The following is an 18,454-nucleotide window of genomic DNA, read 5'->3' as shown; positions in this document are numbered from 1 at the left end:
GTCCCACCATGCAGAACCCTTCGCTGGATCGCCTGACGCCCAAACTTCTGACGCAGAGTGCACCGGAGGCACAGCCGGGTTTCGCCCCTGCACTCCGATCGGATTCCGGGTCCGGTGCCGGTTCCTGGCTCCGGCGGCACCGCGGCGGGGCAGCGATCGGCGCGGCGGCCGCCGTCGGACTGGCGGTGGTCATTTCCTCCCAACTCACGTCAAAGGGCGATTCTCTGCCCTTGTCCGTCCACAACGCCGGCCCGGCCGGCGCCAGGGCGGTCAGCGAGATACTTGGCCGCCACGGAGTCGAGGTCCAGGATGTTGGATCCTTTGACGCGGCCACCACGGCACTCGCGGACCGGCCAGGTGCCACCCTGCTCCTGTACGACCGGAGCGGATTCCTGGACCAATTCCGGCTGGAACAGCTGACCGCAGGTGCGGGACGCGTGGTGCTGGTGACGCCGCGGCTCAGCACGCTGAAGGCCCTCGATACCGGCATCAGCCAGGCGGGCGTGGTGCCGGAGTCAACGGCGCTCCTGGCACCGGGCTGCGATCTCAGCGATCCCGCCGCGGCCGGTGCTGTGTCCGGAACCGGCGGCTTCCTGTACGACGGCGGCACGGTGTGTTTCAGCCCGCCGGGAAGCAGCGCCGGGCTGCTTGTCCGCACGGACGACGGCGGCCTGACCGTCCTGGGCAGCACCGCCCTCCTCAACAACGGCGGGCTTGCCGACCCTGGCCATGCCGCGCTGGCCCTCCGGACTCTGGGCAGCTCAGAGGACCTCGTCTGGTACCTGCCCGGACTGGGCGACGCGGCCGCTGCGGAGTCAACGCAGACACTTGATGACCTCGCCCCTGGCTGGGTGGCTTTCCTGGGGCCGTGGCTGGTCTTTGTGGCGGTGCTCGCCGTCGTATGGCGGGGGCGCCGCCTGGGCCCGCTCGTCTTTGAACCGCTGCCTGTGGTGGTCAAGGCCGTGGAGACCGCCGAAGGCCGGGCGCGCCTTTATCAGGATTCCCACGCACTGGACCGTGCGCGGGACAACCTCCGGGCCGGCACCCTGGTTCGTCTGGCACACGCCCTTCGGGTTGGATCCGAGGCCACTGCCGACGACGTCGTGCAGGCAGCGGCCCGGCACCTGGGCCGGCCGGTCACCGATATCAACGGCGTGATCCAGGAAAGCCCCGGTACCGCAGCCAGGCTGGTGCAATGGTCACAGGAACTGGACAAACTAGAGAACGAGGTCAGGACCCGATGAACGAACCGTACGGCTCCCCGCAGATCATGGATACTTCCCCGCGGACGCTCGATCCCGCCCGGCAGGCACTGCTGGATGTCCGCCACGAGGTAGCCAAGGCCGTGGTGGGCCAGGATGCCACCGTCACGGGACTCCTGATCGCACTGCTGTCCCAAGGGCATGTGCTGCTCGAAGGCGTGCCCGGGGTGGCCAAAACACTCCTGGTACGGGCGCTGTCCGCCGCGCTGAGCCTGGACACCAAACGCGTTCAGTTCACCCCTGACCTGATGCCCGGCGACATCACCGGTTCCCTGGTCTATGACTCGCACACCTCGGAATTCAGTTTCCGCGAGGGGCCGGTCTTCACCAACATCCTGCTGGCCGACGAAATTAACCGGACGCCACCGAAGACGCAGGCCTCCCTGTTGGAGGCCATGGAGGAGCGGCAGGTCTCGGTTGACGGCGTGTCCCGGCAGCTGCCGGGGAACTTCCTGGTGGCGGCAACCCAGAACCCCGTGGAGTACGAGGGAACCTATCCCCTCCCAGAAGCCCAGCTGGACCGGTTCCTGCTCAAGCTCACCATGCCGCTGCCCGGCCGGACCGACGAGGTGGAAGTGATCCGGCGGCACGCGGCCGGCTTCAATCCGCGGGATCTGGCCGCCGCCGGTGTCCGGGCGGTGGCCGGGGCCGAGGACCTCGAACGGGCACGGCAGGGAGTGTCCACCGTTGCCGTCGAACCGGAACTCATCGGCTACATCGTGGACCTGGTGCGCGCAACGCGGCAGGCGCCGTCGTTCCAGCTGGGCGTTTCTCCCCGCGGCGCGACTGCGCTGCTGAACACCTCCCGTGCCTGGGCGTGGCTGTCCGGCCGCAGCTTCGTCACCCCCGATGATGTCAAAGCACTGGCGCTGCCGTGTCTGCGCCACCGGGTGTCCCTGCAGCCTGATGCCCAGATGGACGGGGTCCGCGTGGACGATGTCCTGGGCAGCATCCTGGCGTCCGTCCCCGTCCCCCGCTGATCCGCTCGGACATGGCACTCTCCGGACGGTTCGTGTTGCTGGCAATGCTGGGCATGGTGCCGGTACTGCTGTTCCCCGGCGGGGGAACAGTCCTGGGCGTGGTCGGGGCGCTCGCTGCCCTCCTTGGCCTGGACCTTGTACTGGCCGCGTCCCTGCGGGCCATCATCGTCACGCGCGCCGATCCGGGCAACGTGGCCCTGCACGGCGTGGCTTCTTCGGTCCTCACCCTGCGCAACGGTGGCCGACGACGGCTGCGGGCCACCGTCCGGGACGCGTGGCAGCCGTCTGCCGGGGCCGTGAATCCGGTCCAGGACCTGGACATCCCCGCCCTGGAAAGCCGCCGGATGACCGTCCGGTTGCAGCCGGTCCGCCGTGGCGATATGGCCGCCCGGCACGTCACTGTCCGCTCCCATGGACCTCTTCAGCTTGCGGCACGCCAGCGCACGTTTGACTGCAGCGGCCTCCTCCGGGTCCTGCCACCGTTCCATTCCCGCAGGCACCTGCCGTCGAAGCTCAGGAAACTCCGCGAACTCGACGGCAAGGCCGCCGTGCAGATCCGTGGTGCCGGCACCGAATTCGACTCATTGCGGGACTACGTCCGCGGGGACGACGTCCGCTCCATCGACTGGCGTGCAACCGCCCGCCGGTCCGCCGTCGTCGTCCGCACCTGGCGCCCGGAACGCGACCGGCGCGTGGTGATCATGCTGGATACCTCGCGCACGTCAGCCGCGAGAATCGAGGACGAACCCCGGCTGGATACCGGCATCGAAGCGGCACTCCTGCTGGCGGTGCTGGCCGAGCGTGGCGGTGACAAAGTGGATTTCCTGGCCTACGACCGCCGTCCGCGCGCCCGGGCCAGCTCTGCCACCACCGGCAACCTCCTGGGGCAGCTGGTGCAGGCGATGGCGCCCCTGGAGGCCGAACTGATTGAGCTTGACTGGTCCAGTCTTCCGGGCCAGATCCGGGCGGTCTCCGCACACCGGTCCCTGGTGGTGCTGCTGACGGCCCTGGACGGCGGAGCACCGGAGGAAGGGCTCATTCCCGTAGCCGCGCAGCTCGCGCAGCAGCACGTTGTGGTGGTGGCCGCTGTCCGTGATCCCAGGCTGGGGCAGATGCTGCATGAGCGTGGGAACGCCGCCGGCGTATTCCGGGCGGCAGCGGCTGAACGCGTACTCCTGGAACGGGCCGCGGTCAGCGCCGAGCTCCGGCACCACGGGGTGGAAGTGGTGGACGCGGAGCCACACCACCTGCCGCCGCAGCTAGCCGACATGTACATCCGGCTCAAGGCGGCGGGTAGATTGTGAATCACCGCAGCGCCGCTGACGGTACCGGCCAGGAGGTCACCATGAACGTCCCTATTTACCGGCAGGCCCTGGGCGAGGACTACTACCGGCTGCAGCCTGAGCTGCAGGAGTACTTTTCCCTGGCGCCCGGCTCGGGGCATTATGGCGTCGGAGAGGGCGTGTTCGATGTTGTGGGCTGCCGGCAGGCCTGGCTGCGGCCTCTCCTCAAGCTCACCTCCGGCGAAGACGCGTTTTTCCCGGATTACGGCGAAGGGATCCCCTTCCGGATTGAAAACCATGCGCACCAGGATCCGTTCGGCCGTTCCAGCCTGACTGCCCGGCGGGAAATCCGTTTCCCAGGGCACTTGCGGATTTTCCAGGACACCACCAGCCTCGTGGATTCCGGCGGCAGCCCGCGGCTGGTGGACTACCTGGGTCGTTTCCGGCGCATGGTGACCGACCTCAAGCTCAGTGTGACGGAGGAGGGCAGGCTGCGCGGCGTTTCCGACGCGTCCCGGCTGTTCCTGGGACCTCTCCGACTTCCGCTGCCGGCCATGGTTGACGCCAAGGCCTACGCCGAACAGTGGTGGGACGCCGATGCCGGCGAGCACGGTAAGCACCGGATCCAGGTCAAGGTCATCCAGCCACAGGCCGGGCTGGTCCTGGTCTATGCGGGCGGCTTCGACTACCGCCTGCGTCCTTACACTGGCGGCAGTTCGGCGCAGAGTTTCCTGCCCCGCTACGCCCGGCCGGACCGTTGGGAAAACCGGACGTAGCTGTTGGCCGTACGCGCGTTCAAACGGTGGGCCCGCTCAGCCGTGTGCACGCTGGTTCAGTCCGTCGGCCACCTGGGTGAGCCGGCCCAGCACCGCTGTGGCGGTGACCGGCGTATGGCCGGAAAGTCCCGCCGAGGGGGTGACCCGGATACTGCCGAGGGACGACGCCGGGAGCCCCAGCTCGTGCCACGGCCGCCAGACGGACTCCACCACGTCGGCCGCCCTGGGCAGCGTGCCGCGGCTGACGTCCAGGGCGCCGGCCCAGATCCGTTTGCCTGCCTCCACTGCTGTGGCCAGCTGCTCCCATTGCCGTGTGGTCAAGGCCCTCAGCGGCACGGCCACGCCGTCGGCACCGGCGGCTATGATCCGGTCAATCGGGGCCTCGATCTCTGGGACAGAGATAACGATTTCGGCGGCCCCCGCGGCGCGCAGTGCCTCGATCACCATCTGCCAGGACTCGGTGATCTCCTGGCCACCCACCGCCCGCAGCGTGCGGTAACCGCTCGACGTCGGAATAGTGCCGGCCAGTACGGCGGCGATATCAGGCTCATCGACCTGTACCACCAGCCGCGCGCCCGGAACCGCGCTGGAGATCCGGGACAGGTAACCACCAACCCCTGCGGCAAGTGAGTCGGCGATGTCCCGGCGTGCGCCGTAGTCGATCAGTGCCCGTTCACCGTTGTGCAGGTGCAGCCCGGCGGCTAGACCCAGCGGTCCCAGCAGTTGAACCTTCAGTTCAGGGGCCGTAGCGTCCTCGGCGCCCGCAACATCGGCAAGGACATTAATGTCCGTGGACAGTGCCGACGCGGCCCGGCGGAAATCCTTGCCGGGACGGTCCACCAGCCGCCAGCCGTACGGCTGGACATCCACGGCCATTTCAACCAGGAGTGCGGCCGTCCGCCCCAGGGCGTCGGAGCCGACTCCACGGTCCGGAAGCTCGGCCAGGAACGGCAGGTGCGGGCTGCCGAGCTCACCGCGGATAATGCGGGCAGCCTCCACGGGGTCCTCCCCCGGCCAGGGCCCAAGCCCGGTGGCAGTTACTTCCACTCTGCAGCGGCCTGGTGGTCCTCGGCGATGGCTTCATGATGCCGGATGACCTCGCCGATGATGAAGTTCAGGAACTTTTCCGCAAAGGCGGGATCGAGGTGTGCATCCTCTGCCAGCCGCCGGAGACGCGCGATCTGGGCGGATTCCCGGCCCGGGTCACCTGCGGGGAGCCGGTGCGCGGCCTTGAGGAAGCCCACTTTCTGGGTGGCCTTGAACCGTTCGGCCAGGAGGTACACCAGGGTCGCGTCGATGTTGTCGATGCTGGAGCGGATGGACAGCAGTTCCGCCATCACCGAGTTGTCCACCTGGCCTGCCAGCGAACTCGCGGCGGCATCGTAGGTGTCGGTGTCGGGAACATCGTGGTTTTGCTGCGTCATGGTCCAAGTCTATGGGTCGGCCGCGGAGATTCTTCCGGCGTTAAGCGGCGGACGGACACCCCGCCTGGTGGGGCGGGGTGTCCGTCTGGTGGTTCCGCGGCTGTGGAGTCGCCGCGGTGGGGTCGCCGCGGTGGGGTCGCCCGGAGTGCCTACTGCGCCAACAGCGCCCGGTGCGCTTCCCGGCGTCGGGCCTGTTCGTCCGGATCAGGGACCGGCAGGGAGGCAATCAGCCGTTTGGTGTAGTCGTGCTGCGGCGCGCCCATCACCTGGCTGCCGATGCCCTGCTCCACCAGCTTGCCCTTGTACAGGACGCCCACCCACTGCGACAGGATGTCCACCACCGCGAGGTCGTGGCTGATGAACAGGGCCGCAAACCCGAACTCGGCCTGGATTTCCTTGAAGAGTTCCAGGACCTTGGCCTGCACGGAAACGTCCAGGGCCGACGTTGGCTCGTCAGCGATGAGCAGCCGCGGGTTCAGGATCAGTGCCCGCGCCAAAGATGCCCGCTGGCGCTGCCCGCCGGACAGCTCGTGCGGGTACCGTGCAGCGTACGACGCCGGCAGCTGCACCGATTCGAGCAGTTCAGCCACGCGTTTGCGCGCCTGCGCCGGGCTGGGGTTGGTGTGGATGATCATGGGTTCCGCCACGCAGTCGCCGATGGTCAGCTGGGGGTTGAAAGACGCGGCCGGATCCTGGAACACAAAGCCGATGTCCTTCCGGAGGGGCTTGAACGTCCGCTCCTTAAAGTTCAGCATCTCGTAGCCGAGTACCTTCAGGCTTCCGCCGGTGGTCCGGTTCAGGCCCGCGATGGCCCGGCCGATGGTGGTTTTCCCTGAGCCGGATTCGCCCACCAGTCCAAAGACTTCGCCCTGGGACACGGTGAAGCTGACCCCGTCCACGGCCTTGAAGGCCGGTGTTCCCAGCCTGCCGGGATACTCGATGGTCAGGTTGATTGCCTCCACCAGCACCGGCGAACCCTGGTGGGCGCGTTCCAACATGCCCTCCGACGCCGAGTTCCGGCCCAGGTGGGGCACCGCGGCCAGCAGCCTCCTGGTGTAGTCCTGCTTGGGTTCGGCGAACAGCACCCGCACCGGCGCGTCCTCCACCACATCACCCTGGTACATCACCACCACCCGGTCCGCGAGATCGGCCACCACGCCCATGTTGTGGGTGATCAGCACGATGGAGGTGCCGTACGTGTCCCGAAGGTCCCGGAGCAGCTCCAGGATTTCGGCCTGGACGGTGACATCCAGGGCCGTGGTGGGTTCATCGGCCACAATCAGTCCCGGGTTCAGGGCCAGCGCGGCGGCGATCACCACGCGCTGCTTCTGGCCGCCGGAGAACTGGTGCGGATAGTAGTTGACCCGATGTTCCGGATCCGGGATCCCCACTTTGCGCAGCGCTTCAATGGCACGGGCCTTGGCATCCTTGGCCGAGACCCGCTTCCCGCCAGCGTGGGCACGGATGCCCTCTGCAATCTGCCAGCCCACGGTGAACACCGGGTTCAGGGCCGTGGAGGGCTCCTGGAACACCATGGCGACATCGCGGCCGCGGATCTGCCTCAGCTTCGCGGCGCTGACGCTGATCACGTTATTCCCGTTAATCAGGACGGCGCCGCCGCTGGTGGCGGTCTCGGGCAGCAGCCCGAGGATGGTTTTCGCGGTCACGGTCTTGCCGGAACCGGATTCGCCCACGATGGCCAGGACCTCGCCGGAGCGGACGTCCAGGCTCACGTCCTTCACGGCGTAGACGTCTCCGCCGTCGGTGGCGAAAGTGACTTTGAGGTGGTCGATCTCCAGTACTGGCTGGTCTGCCGGCCTGGACTGGTCAGGTACCGAATCAATAGTGATGGTCACAGTCCTCTCACATCCGCTGCGATGGCAGCCTGCGCGGCCGCGGTTGATGGTCCCGGGGCGCCCTTGGCGCCTGCAGCCTTGCGCCCGCGCAGTCGCGGATCGTTCAGGTCATTGATGCTTTCACCCACGAGGGTGAGGCCAACCACCGTCAACACGATGGCCATGCCGGGGAACACGCCGGTCCACCAAATGCCGGAGGAGGCATCGGACATGGCCTTGTTCAGGTCAAAACCCCATTCGGCGGCGGAGCTTGGCTCAATACCGAAACCGAGGAAGCCCAGGCCTGCCAGTGTGAGGATGGCTTCGGAGGCGTTCAGCGTGAAAATCAGCGGCAGGGTCCGGGTCGCGTTGGAAAAGATGTGCCTGCTGATAATCCTGGCGCTGGAGGCGCCAACAACCTGCGCTGATTCCACAAAAGGCTCGGCCTTGAGCCGGATGGTTTCCGCCCGTATCACCCGGAAGTACTGCGGGACAAAGACTGCCGTGATGGCGAACCCGCAGGCGAAGATACCGCCCCAGAATCCTGACTGTCCCTTGTTGATGGCAATCGACATCACGATGGCGACGAGGAGTGTCGGGAAGGCGTAGATTGCGTCAGCAATCACCACCAGCACACGGTCCAACCAGCCACCGAAGTAGCCGCTCACCAGTCCGAGGAACACGCCCAGGAAAATGGACATCAACACGGCAGCAACAATCACTGCCAAAGCTGTCTGCGATCCCCAGATCACCCGGGACAGGACGTCGTAGCCACCCACTGTGGTTCCGAGCAGATGCTTGCCACCGGGTTCGGCCTGCGCCGGGAATGAACCGGCATCGTCGGAAATCTGGGAATACCCGTACGGTGCCAACAGCGGCGCGAATATCGCAGCCACCACAAAAACAGTGCAAAGCACGACGCCGATGAGCAGCATTGTGCGTTGCAGGCCAACGCTTTGGCGGATGTGGGATGAGACCGGAAGCCGGTCCAGTAAGGACTTCTTTGTTGGTTCCATTGATGTGGTGGCCATCAGTACCTCACCCGCGGATCAATCAGGGCAGCGGCAATATCAACCACGAAATTGGTGATCGCCACAACGACGGCCAGCAGCATAACGATGCCCTGGACGGCAACAAAGTCACGTGCAGTGAGGTACTGCGCCAGCTGATATCCGAGGCCTTTCCATTCGAAGGTGGTTTCGGTCAGCACCGCACCGCCGAGCAGCAAGGCAATCTGCAGACCCATCACCGTGATGATGGGAATCAGTGCCGGCTTGTAGGCATGCTTTGTCACAAGGCGGTATTCGCTGACTCCGCGGGATCGGCCTGCCTCAACATAGTCCTTGCCCAGCGTGCCGATCACGTTGGTGCGGACCAGGCGGAGGAAAACGCCGGCCGTCAGAAGGCCCAGCGCGACGGCGGGAAGGACTGCATGGTGGACAACGTCGCCAAAGGCTGCCACGTTGCCGCTGCGTAGGGCGTCCAGCCAGTAGACGCCAGTGGGCGCCGCCAGCCTGCCCATCGCCAATTCGGTTGTGGTGGAAGCGCGGCCGGCCACCGGGAACCAGCCCAGACCCACCGAGAAAGTCAGCTTCAACAGCAAGCCGGCAAAGAAGACAGGGGTGGCGTAGCAAAGGATGGCGAACATGCGCAGGAAAGCGTCCGGAACCTTGTCGCGTTTGTGGGCGGCGAACATTCCCAGCGGTATCCCTACTAGCAATGCCACCACCACGGCGTTGATGCTCAGTTCCAGGGTGGCGGCACCAAATTTGGCGAGCATCTCAATGACGGGCCGGCCATCTGAAATGGTCCGTCCGAAGTTGCCGGTGGCGATGTTGCCAAGATACTCGATGTACTGGATGAAGAGGTTCCGGTCGTAGCCTGCCTGGTGTACCAAGGCGTCAATTTGCTCTTGCGGCAGGCGTCCGCCCTGGGCCGCCGTAATGGGATCGCCGGTGATCCGCATCAGAAAGAAGACCAGGGTAACGAGGATGAAAATTGTCGGGAAAATGAGCAGGAAGCGAATCAGGATGTAATTCCCGAGGCCACCTCCCGCAGATTTGGAGGTGGGGGCCGCAACTGTAGGCGGCGGCGCATCAATTAATGTGGCCATGCTGTCCCTGCTTGGTTTGATCTAGAAATTGTGGAGCCAACGCGTAGGAGGCAGGGCCATCCGGCCCCACCTCCTCACTCGGGTTTGTTCGGTATTGCCCGGAATCCAGGTCGCTACTTGGAAACGGTGCCGAGCCGGAACTTGAACGATGCATCCAGGGTGGAATCCACACCCTTTACGTTGGTCCCTGAAACGGCCACTTGGGCGCCCTGCAGCAACGGCAGAGTGGAGATGTCCTTGGCCAGCAGGTTCTGGACCTCCTGGATTGTCTTCTCACGCTCGGCCTTGTCGGCGGTGACCAACTGCTTGGCGACCAGCGTTTCGACCTCAGGGTTTGAGTAGTGGTTGTTCATGAACCCACCGCCCACAAAGAAGGGTGTCAGGTAGTTGTCCGCGTCACTGAAGTCCGGGAACCAGCCCAGCTGGAAGACGGGGTAGCTGTCCTTCTTCGACGCTGAGTTATAGGTGACCCACTCCGTGGACTGCAGATCCACCGTGAACAGTCCGCTCTTCTCCAACTGGTCCTTGACCATAGCGTATTCGTCACCGGATGACTTGCCGTAGTGGTCGGGGTTGTACTGCAGCTTGATAGTCACGGGGTCAGTGATGCCGGCGTCGGCCATGACCTTCTTGGCCTTGTCCAGGCTGGGTTTGCCGGAGCCGTCCCCGTACGCCTGCTTGAACGATTCGTTGGCTCCCACGAACCCGGAGGGAACGTTGGACCACATCGGCAAGTAGGTGCCCTTGTAGACCTGGTCCGAGATGGCCTGGCGGTCGATGAGGTTCGCAGCGGCCTGCCGGACGGCAAGCGCCTTCTTCGGGTCAGCGTCCGGAGCCTTTGCGCCGTACGGCATGGTGTCGAAGTTGAAGACGACGTAGCGCATCTCGCCTCCGGGGCCAACGTGGACCGTGACGTTCGAGTCCTTCTTGAGGTCATCGATGTCCGTGGCGCTCAGGCTGCGGTTGGCAACATCGATCTGGCCGCCCTTGACCTCCAACTTCATGTTGGTCTGGTCGGTGTAGTACTTGATGGTCGCCCCGGCGTTGGCCGGCTTGCCAAGAACGCCCTTGTAATCGGGCCACGCCGTCAGGCTGACCAGCGTGTTCTTGTTGTAGGAGTCGATGACGTACTGGCCATGGAACGCCTTGGCCTTGACAATTTCGTCGTCGGCAACCAGTTTGTCCGCCGGGAAGACTTCATCGTCAACGATCACGGCGGCCGGGCTGGTCAAAATCTGCGGGAACGTTTGGTCGTTGGCCTGCTTCAGCGTGAAAACCACGGTGCTGGCATCGGGTGTGGCGATGGACTCAATATTGGTCAGCAATGATGCCGGGCCATTGGGATCGTTGATCTTTTTCTGGCGATCAAACGAGAACTTGACGTCTTTGGAATCCAGCACGTGTCCATTGGCCCATTTGAGATCGCTCTTCAGCTTGACCGTGAATTCGGTGGGCTTGGTGAATGATGACGATTCGGCAAGGTCCGGCACGGGATCGGCGCCTCCGGGCTTGGAATTCAGCAAGAAGGAGTAAATCTGGTTGATCATCATGAACGAACCGTTGTCGTACGAGCCTGCCGGGTCCAGTGCTACGACCTTGTCCGTAGTGCCGTACGCAATAACGCTGCTTGCATTCTCCGAGGCTGTGCTGCCACCGCCACCATCTGTGGGGCCGGTGCAGGCCGTTAATGCGAAGGCGGAAACGCCTGCGAGCGCGATAACGCTCCGCAAGGCTTTGGTGCTCTTGGTCATCTGTGAACTTTCTGTTCGATGAGTACGCGCTCGCCGCCCGCAAATGGGTGTCTTGGCTTGAGCGGGCAGCGCGCTGTCCTGATGCCTAGATTCAACCAGACGCCGGACTCATCAACCGGCTTTTTTGTGAGTTGAGACACAAAATTTACCTGACCAGGGTGAATTTGCTCCGTCTCAGAGCTCCGCGCGCTGCAAAGACCGGGCAGCATCGATGGTGGCCTGCCCCAGGACGCGGCTGCCCTGGTACAGGACGACCGTCTGGCCGGGCGCCACACCGCGCAACGGGTCGGTCAAGGTGACCAGCAGCTGAGGTGCATCCTCGCCGGGCAGCACACGCGCGGTTGCCGGGACGGGGTCTCCATGGGCGCGGACCTGCGCGTAGCAGTCAAACTCGGCGCCGGTTTCGATTTCCGCGATGGGCAGGCCGGCCCAGGACACCTTGATGCCGCGGATCTCGTCAATGGCCAGCAGCGCCTGGGGCCCCACCACCACTTTGTTTTCCTTGGGCCGGATCTCCAGGACGAACCTGGGCTTGCCGTCCGCTGCGGGCGTACCAAGCTTCAGGCCGCGGCGCTGGCCCACGGTGAACGCGTTGGCCCCCGGGTGCTCCCCCACCTTTATGCCGGTCTCGTCCACGATGTCGCCGGTGCTCATGTCGATCTTCTCGGCGAGCCAGCCCGCGGTGTCGCCGTCGGGAATGAAGCAGATGTCGTGGCTGTCGGGCTTGTTGGCCACCGACAACCCCCTGCGCTCAGCCTCGGCCCGCACTTCAGCCTTGGAAGGTGTGTCCGCCAGCGGGAACATGGAGTGTTTGAGCTGCTCGTGGGTCAGGACACCCAGGACGTAGCTCTGGTCCTTGGCCCAGTCGGCGGCGCGGTGCAGCTCCGGATTACCGTCAGCATCCTGGATGACCTTGGCATAGTGGCCGGTACAGACGGCATCGAACCCCAGGGCAATCGCCTTCTCCAGCAAGGCTGCAAACTTGATTCGCTCGTTGCAGCGCATGCAGGGATTGGGTGTCCGCCCGGCCGCGTACTCATCGATGAAGTCCTGGACCACGTCTTCCTTGAAGCGTTCCGAGAAATCCCAGACGTAGTAAGGAATGCCCAGCACATCGCAGGCCCGCCACGCATCGCGCGAGTCCTCGATGGTGCAGCAGCCGCGGCTGCCCGTCCGCAGGGTGCCGGGCATCCTGGACAGCGCAAGGTGAACGCCGACGACGTCGTGCCCGGCTTCGACGGCACGTGCTGCGGCAACGGCGGAGTCGACTCCACCGCTCATGGCTGCTAGAACTCGCATGCTGGCTTTCTTTAGGGTCAGGGGGATGCAGGCAGAGGCGGCTGCCGATCAACCGGTAGCCGCAGGAATAGCACAATGCCTGCGTCACCAGTCTATCGCCACGCCGAATTCTCCCCAAAAGACCCCTTGACCCGGCAGGCCTTCACTTCTAAAGTCAGGATTAACAGTTTTAGACTTCGAGCACGCATCAGCGGGAATCGGGCGGACATGGCTAAGGACATTGCTAACGCGGGGGGCATTGTGATTGCCGGCGGAGGCCTGGCCGGGGCCACCGCCGCCAAGACGCTGCGGGCGGAGGGGTTCAAAGGCCGGGTGACCATCATCGGCGCAGAGCGGCATCACCCCTATCTCCGCCCGCCCTTATCCAAGGAGTATCTGCTGGGCAACGCCGCCGAGGAGACCATCCCGGTGGTGCCGCCAGGCTGGTACGCGGAGAACGACGTCGGACTCCGCCTGGGTGTCCGCGTCACGGGCATCCGGCCGGACGCCAGGACCGTGGACCTGGACGACGGCAGCACGCTGGCCTACGGCTCCCTGCTGCTCGCCACCGGAGCGGCGCCGCGCACCCTGCGCCTGTCCGGCAGCGACCTTGCCGGCGTTTCCACCTTCCGCACGCTCGATGACAGCCGGCGGCTGCGCAGCCGCCTCGCGACGGGCGGCCTGAAGGTGGTGATGATCGGTTCCGGCTGGATCGGTATGGAACTGGCTGCGGCTGCCGCCACGTACGGCAACACGGTCACCCTGCTGGGACTGGAAGCGATCCCCCTGGCTTCGGCCATCGGTCCTGACCTCGGACGGTTCTTCCGCGGACTCCACGAAGCCAACGGCGTGAGCTTCCGGCTTCCTGCCTCTGCGCGGGAAATTACCGGCGACGGCGGGGCTGTCACCGCGGTAATCACCGATTCCGGAGAAGTGCTCCCTGCGGACATTGTGGTCATCGCCGTCGGCGTGGTCCCCGAGACTGGCCTTGCCCAGGCTGCCGGTCTGGCCCTAGACAACGGGATCCTCACGGACGCCTCCCTGCGGACAAGCGCTTCCGGCATTTTTGCCGCCGGGGACGTCGCCAACGCCATGCACCCCTTCACCGGCCGGCACCACCGCAGCGAGCACTGGTCCAATGCGCTGAACGGCGGGAAGGTTGCGGCCAGGGCCATGCTCGGCCTGGACGCCGCCCTGAGCACGATTCCTTATTTCTACACCGACCAGTACGACGTCAGCATGGAATACTCCGGATTCCCGGCACTGGCTGCGGGCGCTGAGACGGTGATCCGCGGGTCCTTGGAGGACAAGGAGTTCATCGCGTTCTGGCAGCAGGATTCCAGGGTGGTGGCCGGGATGAGCGTCAACTGGCCGCGGAAGCCGCAGCCCGGCGCGCAGAAGACCATTAAGGCCCTCATCTCGGCCAGAACTCAGGTCTCAGCGGGGCGGCTCGCCGACAGCTCCGCCGGACTTGATCAGCTCCTGCCGGCGGACGCCTGACGCGCTACCGTACCCGCAGTCTGGATCGAGGATTCATGCCCGGCCATCCCTGCCTGGCGGGCGCGCTGGTACGCGCCCGGGAGGGCCGTCAGCAAAGCATCCACGTCCGCGTCGGTTGAGGCATGGCCCAGAGTGAAGCGCTGCGCGCCTCTGGCCGTCGCCTCATCCAGGCCCATGGCCAGCAGCACGTGGGACGGGCGCGGGACACCGGCTGTGCAAGCCGATCCCGTAGAGGATTCCACCCCCGCCAGATCCAGCAGGAACAACAGGGAATCACCCTCGCAGCCAGGGAACGTGAAGTGTGCGTTGCCGGGCAGCCGGCCCTCCCCCGGGGCACCACGGAGCACAGCTTCGGGCACCCGCGCGAGGACGCCGTCGATGAGCCTGTCCCGCAGTGCCGCGATCCTCGCGGAATCCACGGCAAAGTGTGCGGCGGCGGTTTCGGCGGCCGCAGCGAAGGCGGCGATGGACGCCGTGTCCAGCGTCCCGGAGCGCACGTCGCGTTCCTGGCCGCCGCCGTGCTGCACCGGGGTCAGCTTGACGGCCCGTCCCAACAAGAGTGCGCCGACTCCCACCGGTCCGCCGATCTTGTGCCCGGAAACGGACATCGCGTCCAGCCCGGAGGCCTTGAAATCCACCGGCAGCGAGCCGAAGGCCTGCACGGCATCCGAATGAACCGGCACCCCGGCGGCATGCGCCAGCTCCACAATCCTGTGGACCGGCTGGATGGTGCCCACTTCGTTGTTGGCCCACATGACCGTCACGAGCGCAATGGTCCCAGGGTCCCTGGCGAGCTCGGCGGCGAGGAGATCCAGGTCCACCACGCCTTCGCTGTCGACCGGAAGCCAGGTGACACTGGCGCCCTCGTGCCGTTCCAGCCATTCAACGGTGTCCAGCACGGCGTGATGCTCCACGGCGGAGCAAAGGATGCGCCGCCGTGCCGGGTCCTCGCCGGAACGGGCCCAGTACAGGCCCTTGACGGCGAGGTTGTCCGATTCAGTGCCGCCGGACGTAAAGATGACCTCGGAGGGATGGGCGCCTGCCGCCGTCGCGATGGCTTCCCTGGCGTCCTCAACGGAGCGGCGGGCCCGGCGGCCCGAGCCGTGCAGCGACGAAGGATTGCCCGTGCGGGACAGTTCCCGGGTCAGGGCCGCCAGCGCCGCGGCAGAAAGGGGCGTGGTGGCTGCATGATCGAGGTAGACGGGCACCCCTCAATTCTAGCGGCGCCCATGGCGCCCATCCGCGGCCCTGGCCGATCAGGCGTCAGGGCGGGGTGATCCTGGCACAGCACTGGCCCGGCTCACTGTTCGGCGCCACCCGCTCCGCCGGCTCCCCGCACGCCGCAGCCGCGCCCTGCAGGAAAGATCCGTTCATGGCGCACACCACGTCCGGGTGCGCTTCCGAGAGCCGATGGAACGGGCAGTTCACCAGCACGTAGCCGCCCGCGCCGTCAGGCCGTGGCCCGTAGCCTTCTCCTGCGAGGAAGTCCGCCAGGCTTGCGGCGCCGGAGGCCAGCGCCTGGCCCTTGCCGTACGACGTTGCCAGCAGGGAACCGCCCACCGCTCCACCGGTCGCTGTGGAATGCTCGATCGCTGCGACCAACAGCTCAGCGGCGAGGTCATAGTTGCGGTCAGGCACGGAGGCGCCGACCTCGCTTGCTGCCTGCCGGTACATTTTCGCCGGCCGCCCGGAGCCCGGACCCGACTTCCCGGCAGCCTTGTGGAATTCCACCGTAAGGAGTCCGTCCTGGACCAGCCTGTCGAGGTGGAAGGATGCCGTGCTCCTTGGCAGCCGGAGGGCCAGCGCGGCATCATCGCGCCCCACTGCGGTATCCGAGGCGGCGATCAGCTCAAAAAGCTGCCGGCGCTTCCCGTCGCCCAATGATGCGACAGCCGCCATGCGGCGGCCCCACGGAAGTCTGCGCACGCTGTACCCCTCTCTCTAAAAACAATATCCATTGCTTAATTCAGCCTATGTTTCTAAAATAATGATACCTACTTTTAGAAGGAGTCCCCCATGACAACCAACACGAAAATCAACGCGGGCGGTCGGCTTCAGTCGATGGCCCCGAACCGGCAGGCGTTCTTCCTGCTGCGAACAGTCTTCACCGTCGCACCGATTCTCTTCGGTCTGGACAAGTTCACCAACATCCTGACGGACTGGACCATCTACCTGGCGCCGCTTGCCACCACCGTGGTGCCCGTGTCCGCGCAGACCTTTATGTACATCGTCGGCGTCGTCGAGATCGTCGCCGGCATTGCGGTGGCGCTCCGTCCCCGGTTCGGTTCCCTGCTGGTTGCCGTCTGGCTGCTGGGCATCATCATCAACCTGCTGGTCCTGGGCAGCTTCTACGACGTTGCCTTGCGGGACTTCGGCCTGCTCGTTGGCGCGCTCGCCCTGAACCGTCTGTCCCCCGCAGGGTCCTGGCGCAGGCACGGCAAGTAACCGGTACGGCTAATTCGACGGCGGAACCAAAAAGAGGCGCCCGGCGACGTCGGCCCGGGCGGCTGCCAGGGTGGCGTCGTCCGGGCAGGCCACGGAAATGTAGACCGACGATGCCGCGGTGCCGAACACCCTGGCCATCACCGCCGTCGACCTGACGCCTGGTTGGCCGGGTTTCAACAGCACCATCACCTCGGCCGATGGCCCCGGCTTACCAACCTCGCTGCCCCACCGCAGCGACTCGGTCTTCAGGTAACCGGGCAGGATGGTCGGATCAAGGTACGCGAAGAGGCCAAGGGTTGACTCTTTATCGTCCTGGCGCGCCAGCGGGCCCTGGTTGGTGCGGACCTTGGCCGCCACCAGGCAGCCATCGGCCTTCAGGTACTGGCTCTCGCCGGCCACGTTGTCCTTTACCTGCTGCCAGCCGGGTGCTTCCTTCAGTCCGTCGGAGATCCCCACCGGGACACCGGCGGCCAGGGAACCGCCAGCGGAGAACGGCATATCCTTCGCGGCCACCGCCTCTGCATCGTGGCCGGGGGCAATGGTAGGGGTGGCCAGCGCGGTGACAATTGGCTCCACTTTCGGGGCGGCCGGATCGGGCACGCCAACACTGCAGCCTCCCGTTACTGCCACGCCAAGCAGCGCCCCCGCCACGAGTACAGCCGCCTGTGCCTTCACGTCCACCCCAACATGTTCGCCCGGACGGCCAGCCTGCCGTCACCCTCAAAGAGTCTAGACGTCGGCCACGGGAACTGCTGGCGCTTGCGCAGACGTTGTGTGGGCAGGCCGTAAACTGGGCGCACCGGGCTGCCCGCGGTGGACTGGCCAGACGAAGAAGAGGATGAGTGTTTGACCGAGAGCAGCAGCTCCTACTACGAGGTGCTCCGAGTCGCCGTGACAGCCACCGACAAGGAGATCAAAGTGGCCTACCGCCGGGCCGCACGAAAGGCCCATCCTGACCATGGCGGGGATGCCGCAGCTTTCCGGCAGGTGACGGCAGCATACGAAACCCTGATGGACCCCACGCGCCGGAAGGCCTACGACCGCTCCTATGCCGCAGGGACTTCCCGCAACATCGACGATTCGGCCGGACCGCATTTCGATGCGCCGGCGGCGGGCACCCATGCCTCGGCCACCGTGCACAGGACCACCACCCCCCGCAATACAGCGGGTGACCCGCCCGTGTACGTCCCTTCCTACGATGCTGCGGCTTTCGAGGCGTCCGGCACGGTGCCGCTGATCCCGTTCGCCCAGGCCAGCCAGCAGGTACACGGGACGCCACGGAAACGGGGCATTTTTGGCGCTGAGGCCAGGATCCAGCGCGAACTGCGCACCGTGCAGCTTGTTACCCGCCAGGTCCTGCCCGCGGTCCCTGCGGCCCGGCTGGTGAACGGCCTGCAGTCCCCGGCCGACAACAGCCACATCGACCACGCGCTCCTGTCCGGCTACCGGCTGGCGCTGATCGGGTCCATGCTGCTGCCAAAGGGGGCCTACGCCTGGGACGGACAGACGCTGAAGCACGGCGGACGCTCCATCGCGCCGCCGCAGCTTGCCCACGTTGTCCGGGCCATGCAGGACATCTTCCCGGAGCTGAACGTTACGGGCTGGACAGTCATTCACAGCGCCGACGGCAACCTCCACGAACCCGTCATCGACCGCCACCGGCGAACAGCCGGCACCTCCGAAGCCATTCAGGTGGTCAACGCGGCCGGCCTGGTCCGCGGCCTCAAACAATTTCTCTCCGCCGGCCCCACGCCCAACACAGTCAATGTGTCCGTGCTCGCCAGGCTGCTTCGCGGGATGCACTGAG

17 protein-coding genes are annotated in these 18,454 nt (G+C 65.7%); 7 read left to right on the top strand and 10 right to left on the bottom strand.

All coding sequences use genetic code 11. From position 1 onward, the window contains the following. The first annotated feature begins 8 nt into the window (after window positions 1-8). The 4 genes from QK290_RS00735 to QK290_RS00720 are packed head-to-tail and all read left to right on the top strand — an operon-like array spanning window position 9 to window position 4,301. Window positions 9-1,244, top strand: a complete 1,236-nt coding sequence (locus QK290_RS00735) for a DUF4350 domain-containing protein (RefSeq protein ID WP_282328856.1) — start codon at window positions 9-11, stop codon at window positions 1,242-1,244. Further along, complete coding sequence (locus QK290_RS00730) at window positions 1,241-2,242, top strand: MoxR family ATPase (RefSeq protein ID WP_282328855.1); 1,002 nt, start codon at window positions 1,241-1,243, stop codon at window positions 2,240-2,242. Before QK290_RS00735 ends, QK290_RS00730 begins: the two co-directional genes overlap by 4 nt. An 11-nt stretch (window positions 2,243-2,253) precedes the next feature. Next, window positions 2,254-3,546 (top strand): DUF58 domain-containing protein, encoded by a 1,293-nt coding sequence (locus QK290_RS00725; RefSeq protein WP_282328854.1) that lies wholly within the window; start codon window positions 2,254-2,256, stop codon window positions 3,544-3,546. Window positions 3,547-3,587: 41 nt separating this feature from the next. Next, entirely contained in the window at window positions 3,588-4,301 is a 714-nt protein-coding gene (locus tag QK290_RS00720; protein ID WP_282328853.1) for a DUF4166 domain-containing protein, read from the top strand. A gap of 36 nt (window positions 4,302-4,337) precedes the next feature. On the opposite strand, the gene QK290_RS00715 is transcribed toward QK290_RS00720, so the two are convergent. The 7 genes from QK290_RS00715 to mnmA all read right to left on the bottom strand — a co-directional run bounded on the left by QK290_RS00715 (window position 4,338) and on the right by mnmA (window position 12,723). Further along, on the bottom strand, window positions 4,338-5,348 hold the full coding sequence (locus QK290_RS00715) for a hypothetical protein (protein ID WP_282328852.1): 1,011 nt from the start codon (window positions 5,346-5,348) through the stop codon (window positions 4,338-4,340). Beyond that, on the bottom strand, window positions 5,339-5,725 hold the full coding sequence (locus tag QK290_RS00710) for a chorismate mutase (RefSeq protein ID WP_056343785.1): 387 nt from the start codon (window positions 5,723-5,725) through the stop codon (window positions 5,339-5,341). The genes QK290_RS00715 and QK290_RS00710 overlap by 10 nt, the downstream gene beginning before the upstream one ends. Window positions 5,726-5,874: 149 nt before the next feature. Next, the gene (locus QK290_RS00705) at window positions 5,875-7,575 is read right to left on the bottom strand and encodes an ABC transporter ATP-binding protein (RefSeq protein WP_282329067.1); all 1,701 of its coding nucleotides are present in this window, start codon (window positions 7,573-7,575) and stop codon (window positions 5,875-5,877) included. Between the two features lie 2 nt (window positions 7,576-7,577). Next, complete coding sequence (locus QK290_RS00700) at window positions 7,578-8,591, bottom strand: ABC transporter permease (RefSeq protein WP_282328851.1); 1,014 nt, start codon at window positions 8,589-8,591, stop codon at window positions 7,578-7,580. Next, window positions 8,591-9,673: an ABC transporter permease gene (locus QK290_RS00695; protein WP_282328850.1), complete on the bottom strand. Its 1,083-nt coding sequence runs from the start codon at window positions 9,671-9,673 to the stop codon at window positions 8,591-8,593. Before QK290_RS00695 ends, QK290_RS00700 begins: the two co-directional genes overlap by 1 nt. A 113-nt stretch (window positions 9,674-9,786) precedes the next feature. Next, window positions 9,787-11,424 carry an ABC transporter substrate-binding protein gene (locus QK290_RS00690; RefSeq protein ID WP_282328849.1) on the bottom strand — a complete coding sequence of 546 codons (1,638 nt, stop codon included), beginning with the start codon at window positions 11,422-11,424 and terminating at the stop codon, window positions 9,787-9,789. Window positions 11,425-11,598: 174 nt separating this feature from the next. Then, window positions 11,599-12,723: a tRNA 2-thiouridine(34) synthase MnmA gene (gene mnmA, locus QK290_RS00685; RefSeq protein ID WP_282328848.1), complete on the bottom strand. Its 1,125-nt coding sequence runs from the start codon at window positions 12,721-12,723 to the stop codon at window positions 11,599-11,601. A 207-nt stretch (window positions 12,724-12,930) separates the two neighbouring features. Between mnmA and QK290_RS00680 the strand changes: the two genes are divergently transcribed. Further along, entirely contained in the window at window positions 12,931-14,202 is a 1,272-nt protein-coding gene (locus QK290_RS00680) for an FAD-dependent oxidoreductase (RefSeq protein WP_282328847.1), read from the top strand. On the opposite strand, the gene QK290_RS00675 is transcribed toward QK290_RS00680, so the two are convergent. Both QK290_RS00675 and QK290_RS00670 read right to left on the bottom strand, forming a co-directional pair. Further along, window positions 14,178-15,410: a cysteine desulfurase family protein gene (locus tag QK290_RS00675; RefSeq protein WP_282328846.1), complete on the bottom strand. Its 1,233-nt coding sequence runs from the start codon at window positions 15,408-15,410 to the stop codon at window positions 14,178-14,180. The genes QK290_RS00680 and QK290_RS00675 overlap by 25 nt on opposite strands. A gap of 55 nt (window positions 15,411-15,465) precedes the next feature. Continuing rightward, the gene (locus tag QK290_RS00670; protein ID WP_282328845.1) at window positions 15,466-16,128 is read right to left on the bottom strand and encodes a transcriptional regulator; all 663 of its coding nucleotides are present in this window, start codon (window positions 16,126-16,128) and stop codon (window positions 15,466-15,468) included. 90 nt (window positions 16,129-16,218) lie between these two features. On the opposite strand from QK290_RS00670, the gene QK290_RS00665 reads away from it, so the two are divergent. Next, window positions 16,219-16,647: a hypothetical protein gene (locus QK290_RS00665; protein ID WP_282328844.1), complete on the top strand. Its 429-nt coding sequence runs from the start codon at window positions 16,219-16,221 to the stop codon at window positions 16,645-16,647. A 9-nt stretch (window positions 16,648-16,656) separates the two neighbouring features. Here the strand turns inward: QK290_RS00665 and QK290_RS00660 are convergent, their stop codons facing one another. Further along, entirely contained in the window at window positions 16,657-17,322 is a 666-nt protein-coding gene (locus tag QK290_RS00660; protein ID WP_282328843.1) for a hypothetical protein, read from the bottom strand. 171 nt (window positions 17,323-17,493) lie between these two features. Between QK290_RS00660 and QK290_RS00655 the strand changes: the two genes are divergently transcribed. Continuing rightward, window positions 17,494-18,453: a J domain-containing protein gene (locus tag QK290_RS00655; RefSeq protein WP_282328842.1), complete on the top strand. Its 960-nt coding sequence runs from the start codon at window positions 17,494-17,496 to the stop codon at window positions 18,451-18,453. Window position 18,454: the final 1 nt, after the last annotated feature.

The sequence above is a fragment of the Pseudarthrobacter sp. AL07 genome, assembly GCF_029960665.1.
Classification (GTDB): Bacteria; Actinomycetota; Actinomycetes; order Actinomycetales; family Micrococcaceae; genus Arthrobacter.
This window is presented reverse-complemented; position numbering and strand designations above follow the sequence as displayed.

Bases quoted from the DNA above. Each gene is read 5' to 3' on its own strand.
- QK290_RS00735 (WP_282328856.1), top strand. From the start codon at position 9: ATGCAGAACCCTTCGCTGGATCGCCTGACGCCCAAACTTCTGACGCAG.
- QK290_RS00730 (WP_282328855.1), top strand. From the start codon at position 1,241: ATGAACGAACCGTACGGCTCCCCGCAGATCATGGATACTTCCCCGCGG.
- QK290_RS00725 (WP_282328854.1), top strand. From the start codon at position 2,254: ATGGCACTCTCCGGACGGTTCGTGTTGCTGGCAATGCTGGGCATGGTG.
- QK290_RS00720 (WP_282328853.1), top strand. From the start codon at position 3,588: ATGAACGTCCCTATTTACCGGCAGGCCCTGGGCGAGGACTACTACCGG.
- QK290_RS00710 (WP_056343785.1), bottom strand. From the start codon at position 5,725: ATGACGCAGCAAAACCACGATGTTCCCGACACCGACACCTACGATGCC.
- QK290_RS00700 (WP_282328851.1), bottom strand. From the start codon at position 8,591: ATGGCCACCACATCAATGGAACCAACAAAGAAGTCCTTACTGGACCGG.
- QK290_RS00695 (WP_282328850.1), bottom strand. From the start codon at position 9,673: ATGGCCACATTAATTGATGCGCCGCCGCCTACAGTTGCGGCCCCCACC.
- QK290_RS00690 (WP_282328849.1), bottom strand. From the start codon at position 11,424: ATGACCAAGAGCACCAAAGCCTTGCGGAGCGTTATCGCGCTCGCAGGC.
- mnmA (WP_282328848.1), bottom strand. From the start codon at position 12,723: ATGCGAGTTCTAGCAGCCATGAGCGGTGGAGTCGACTCCGCCGTTGCC.
- QK290_RS00680 (WP_282328847.1), top strand. From the start codon at position 12,931: ATGGCTAAGGACATTGCTAACGCGGGGGGCATTGTGATTGCCGGCGGA.
- QK290_RS00665 (WP_282328844.1), top strand. From the start codon at position 16,219: ATGACAACCAACACGAAAATCAACGCGGGCGGTCGGCTTCAGTCGATG.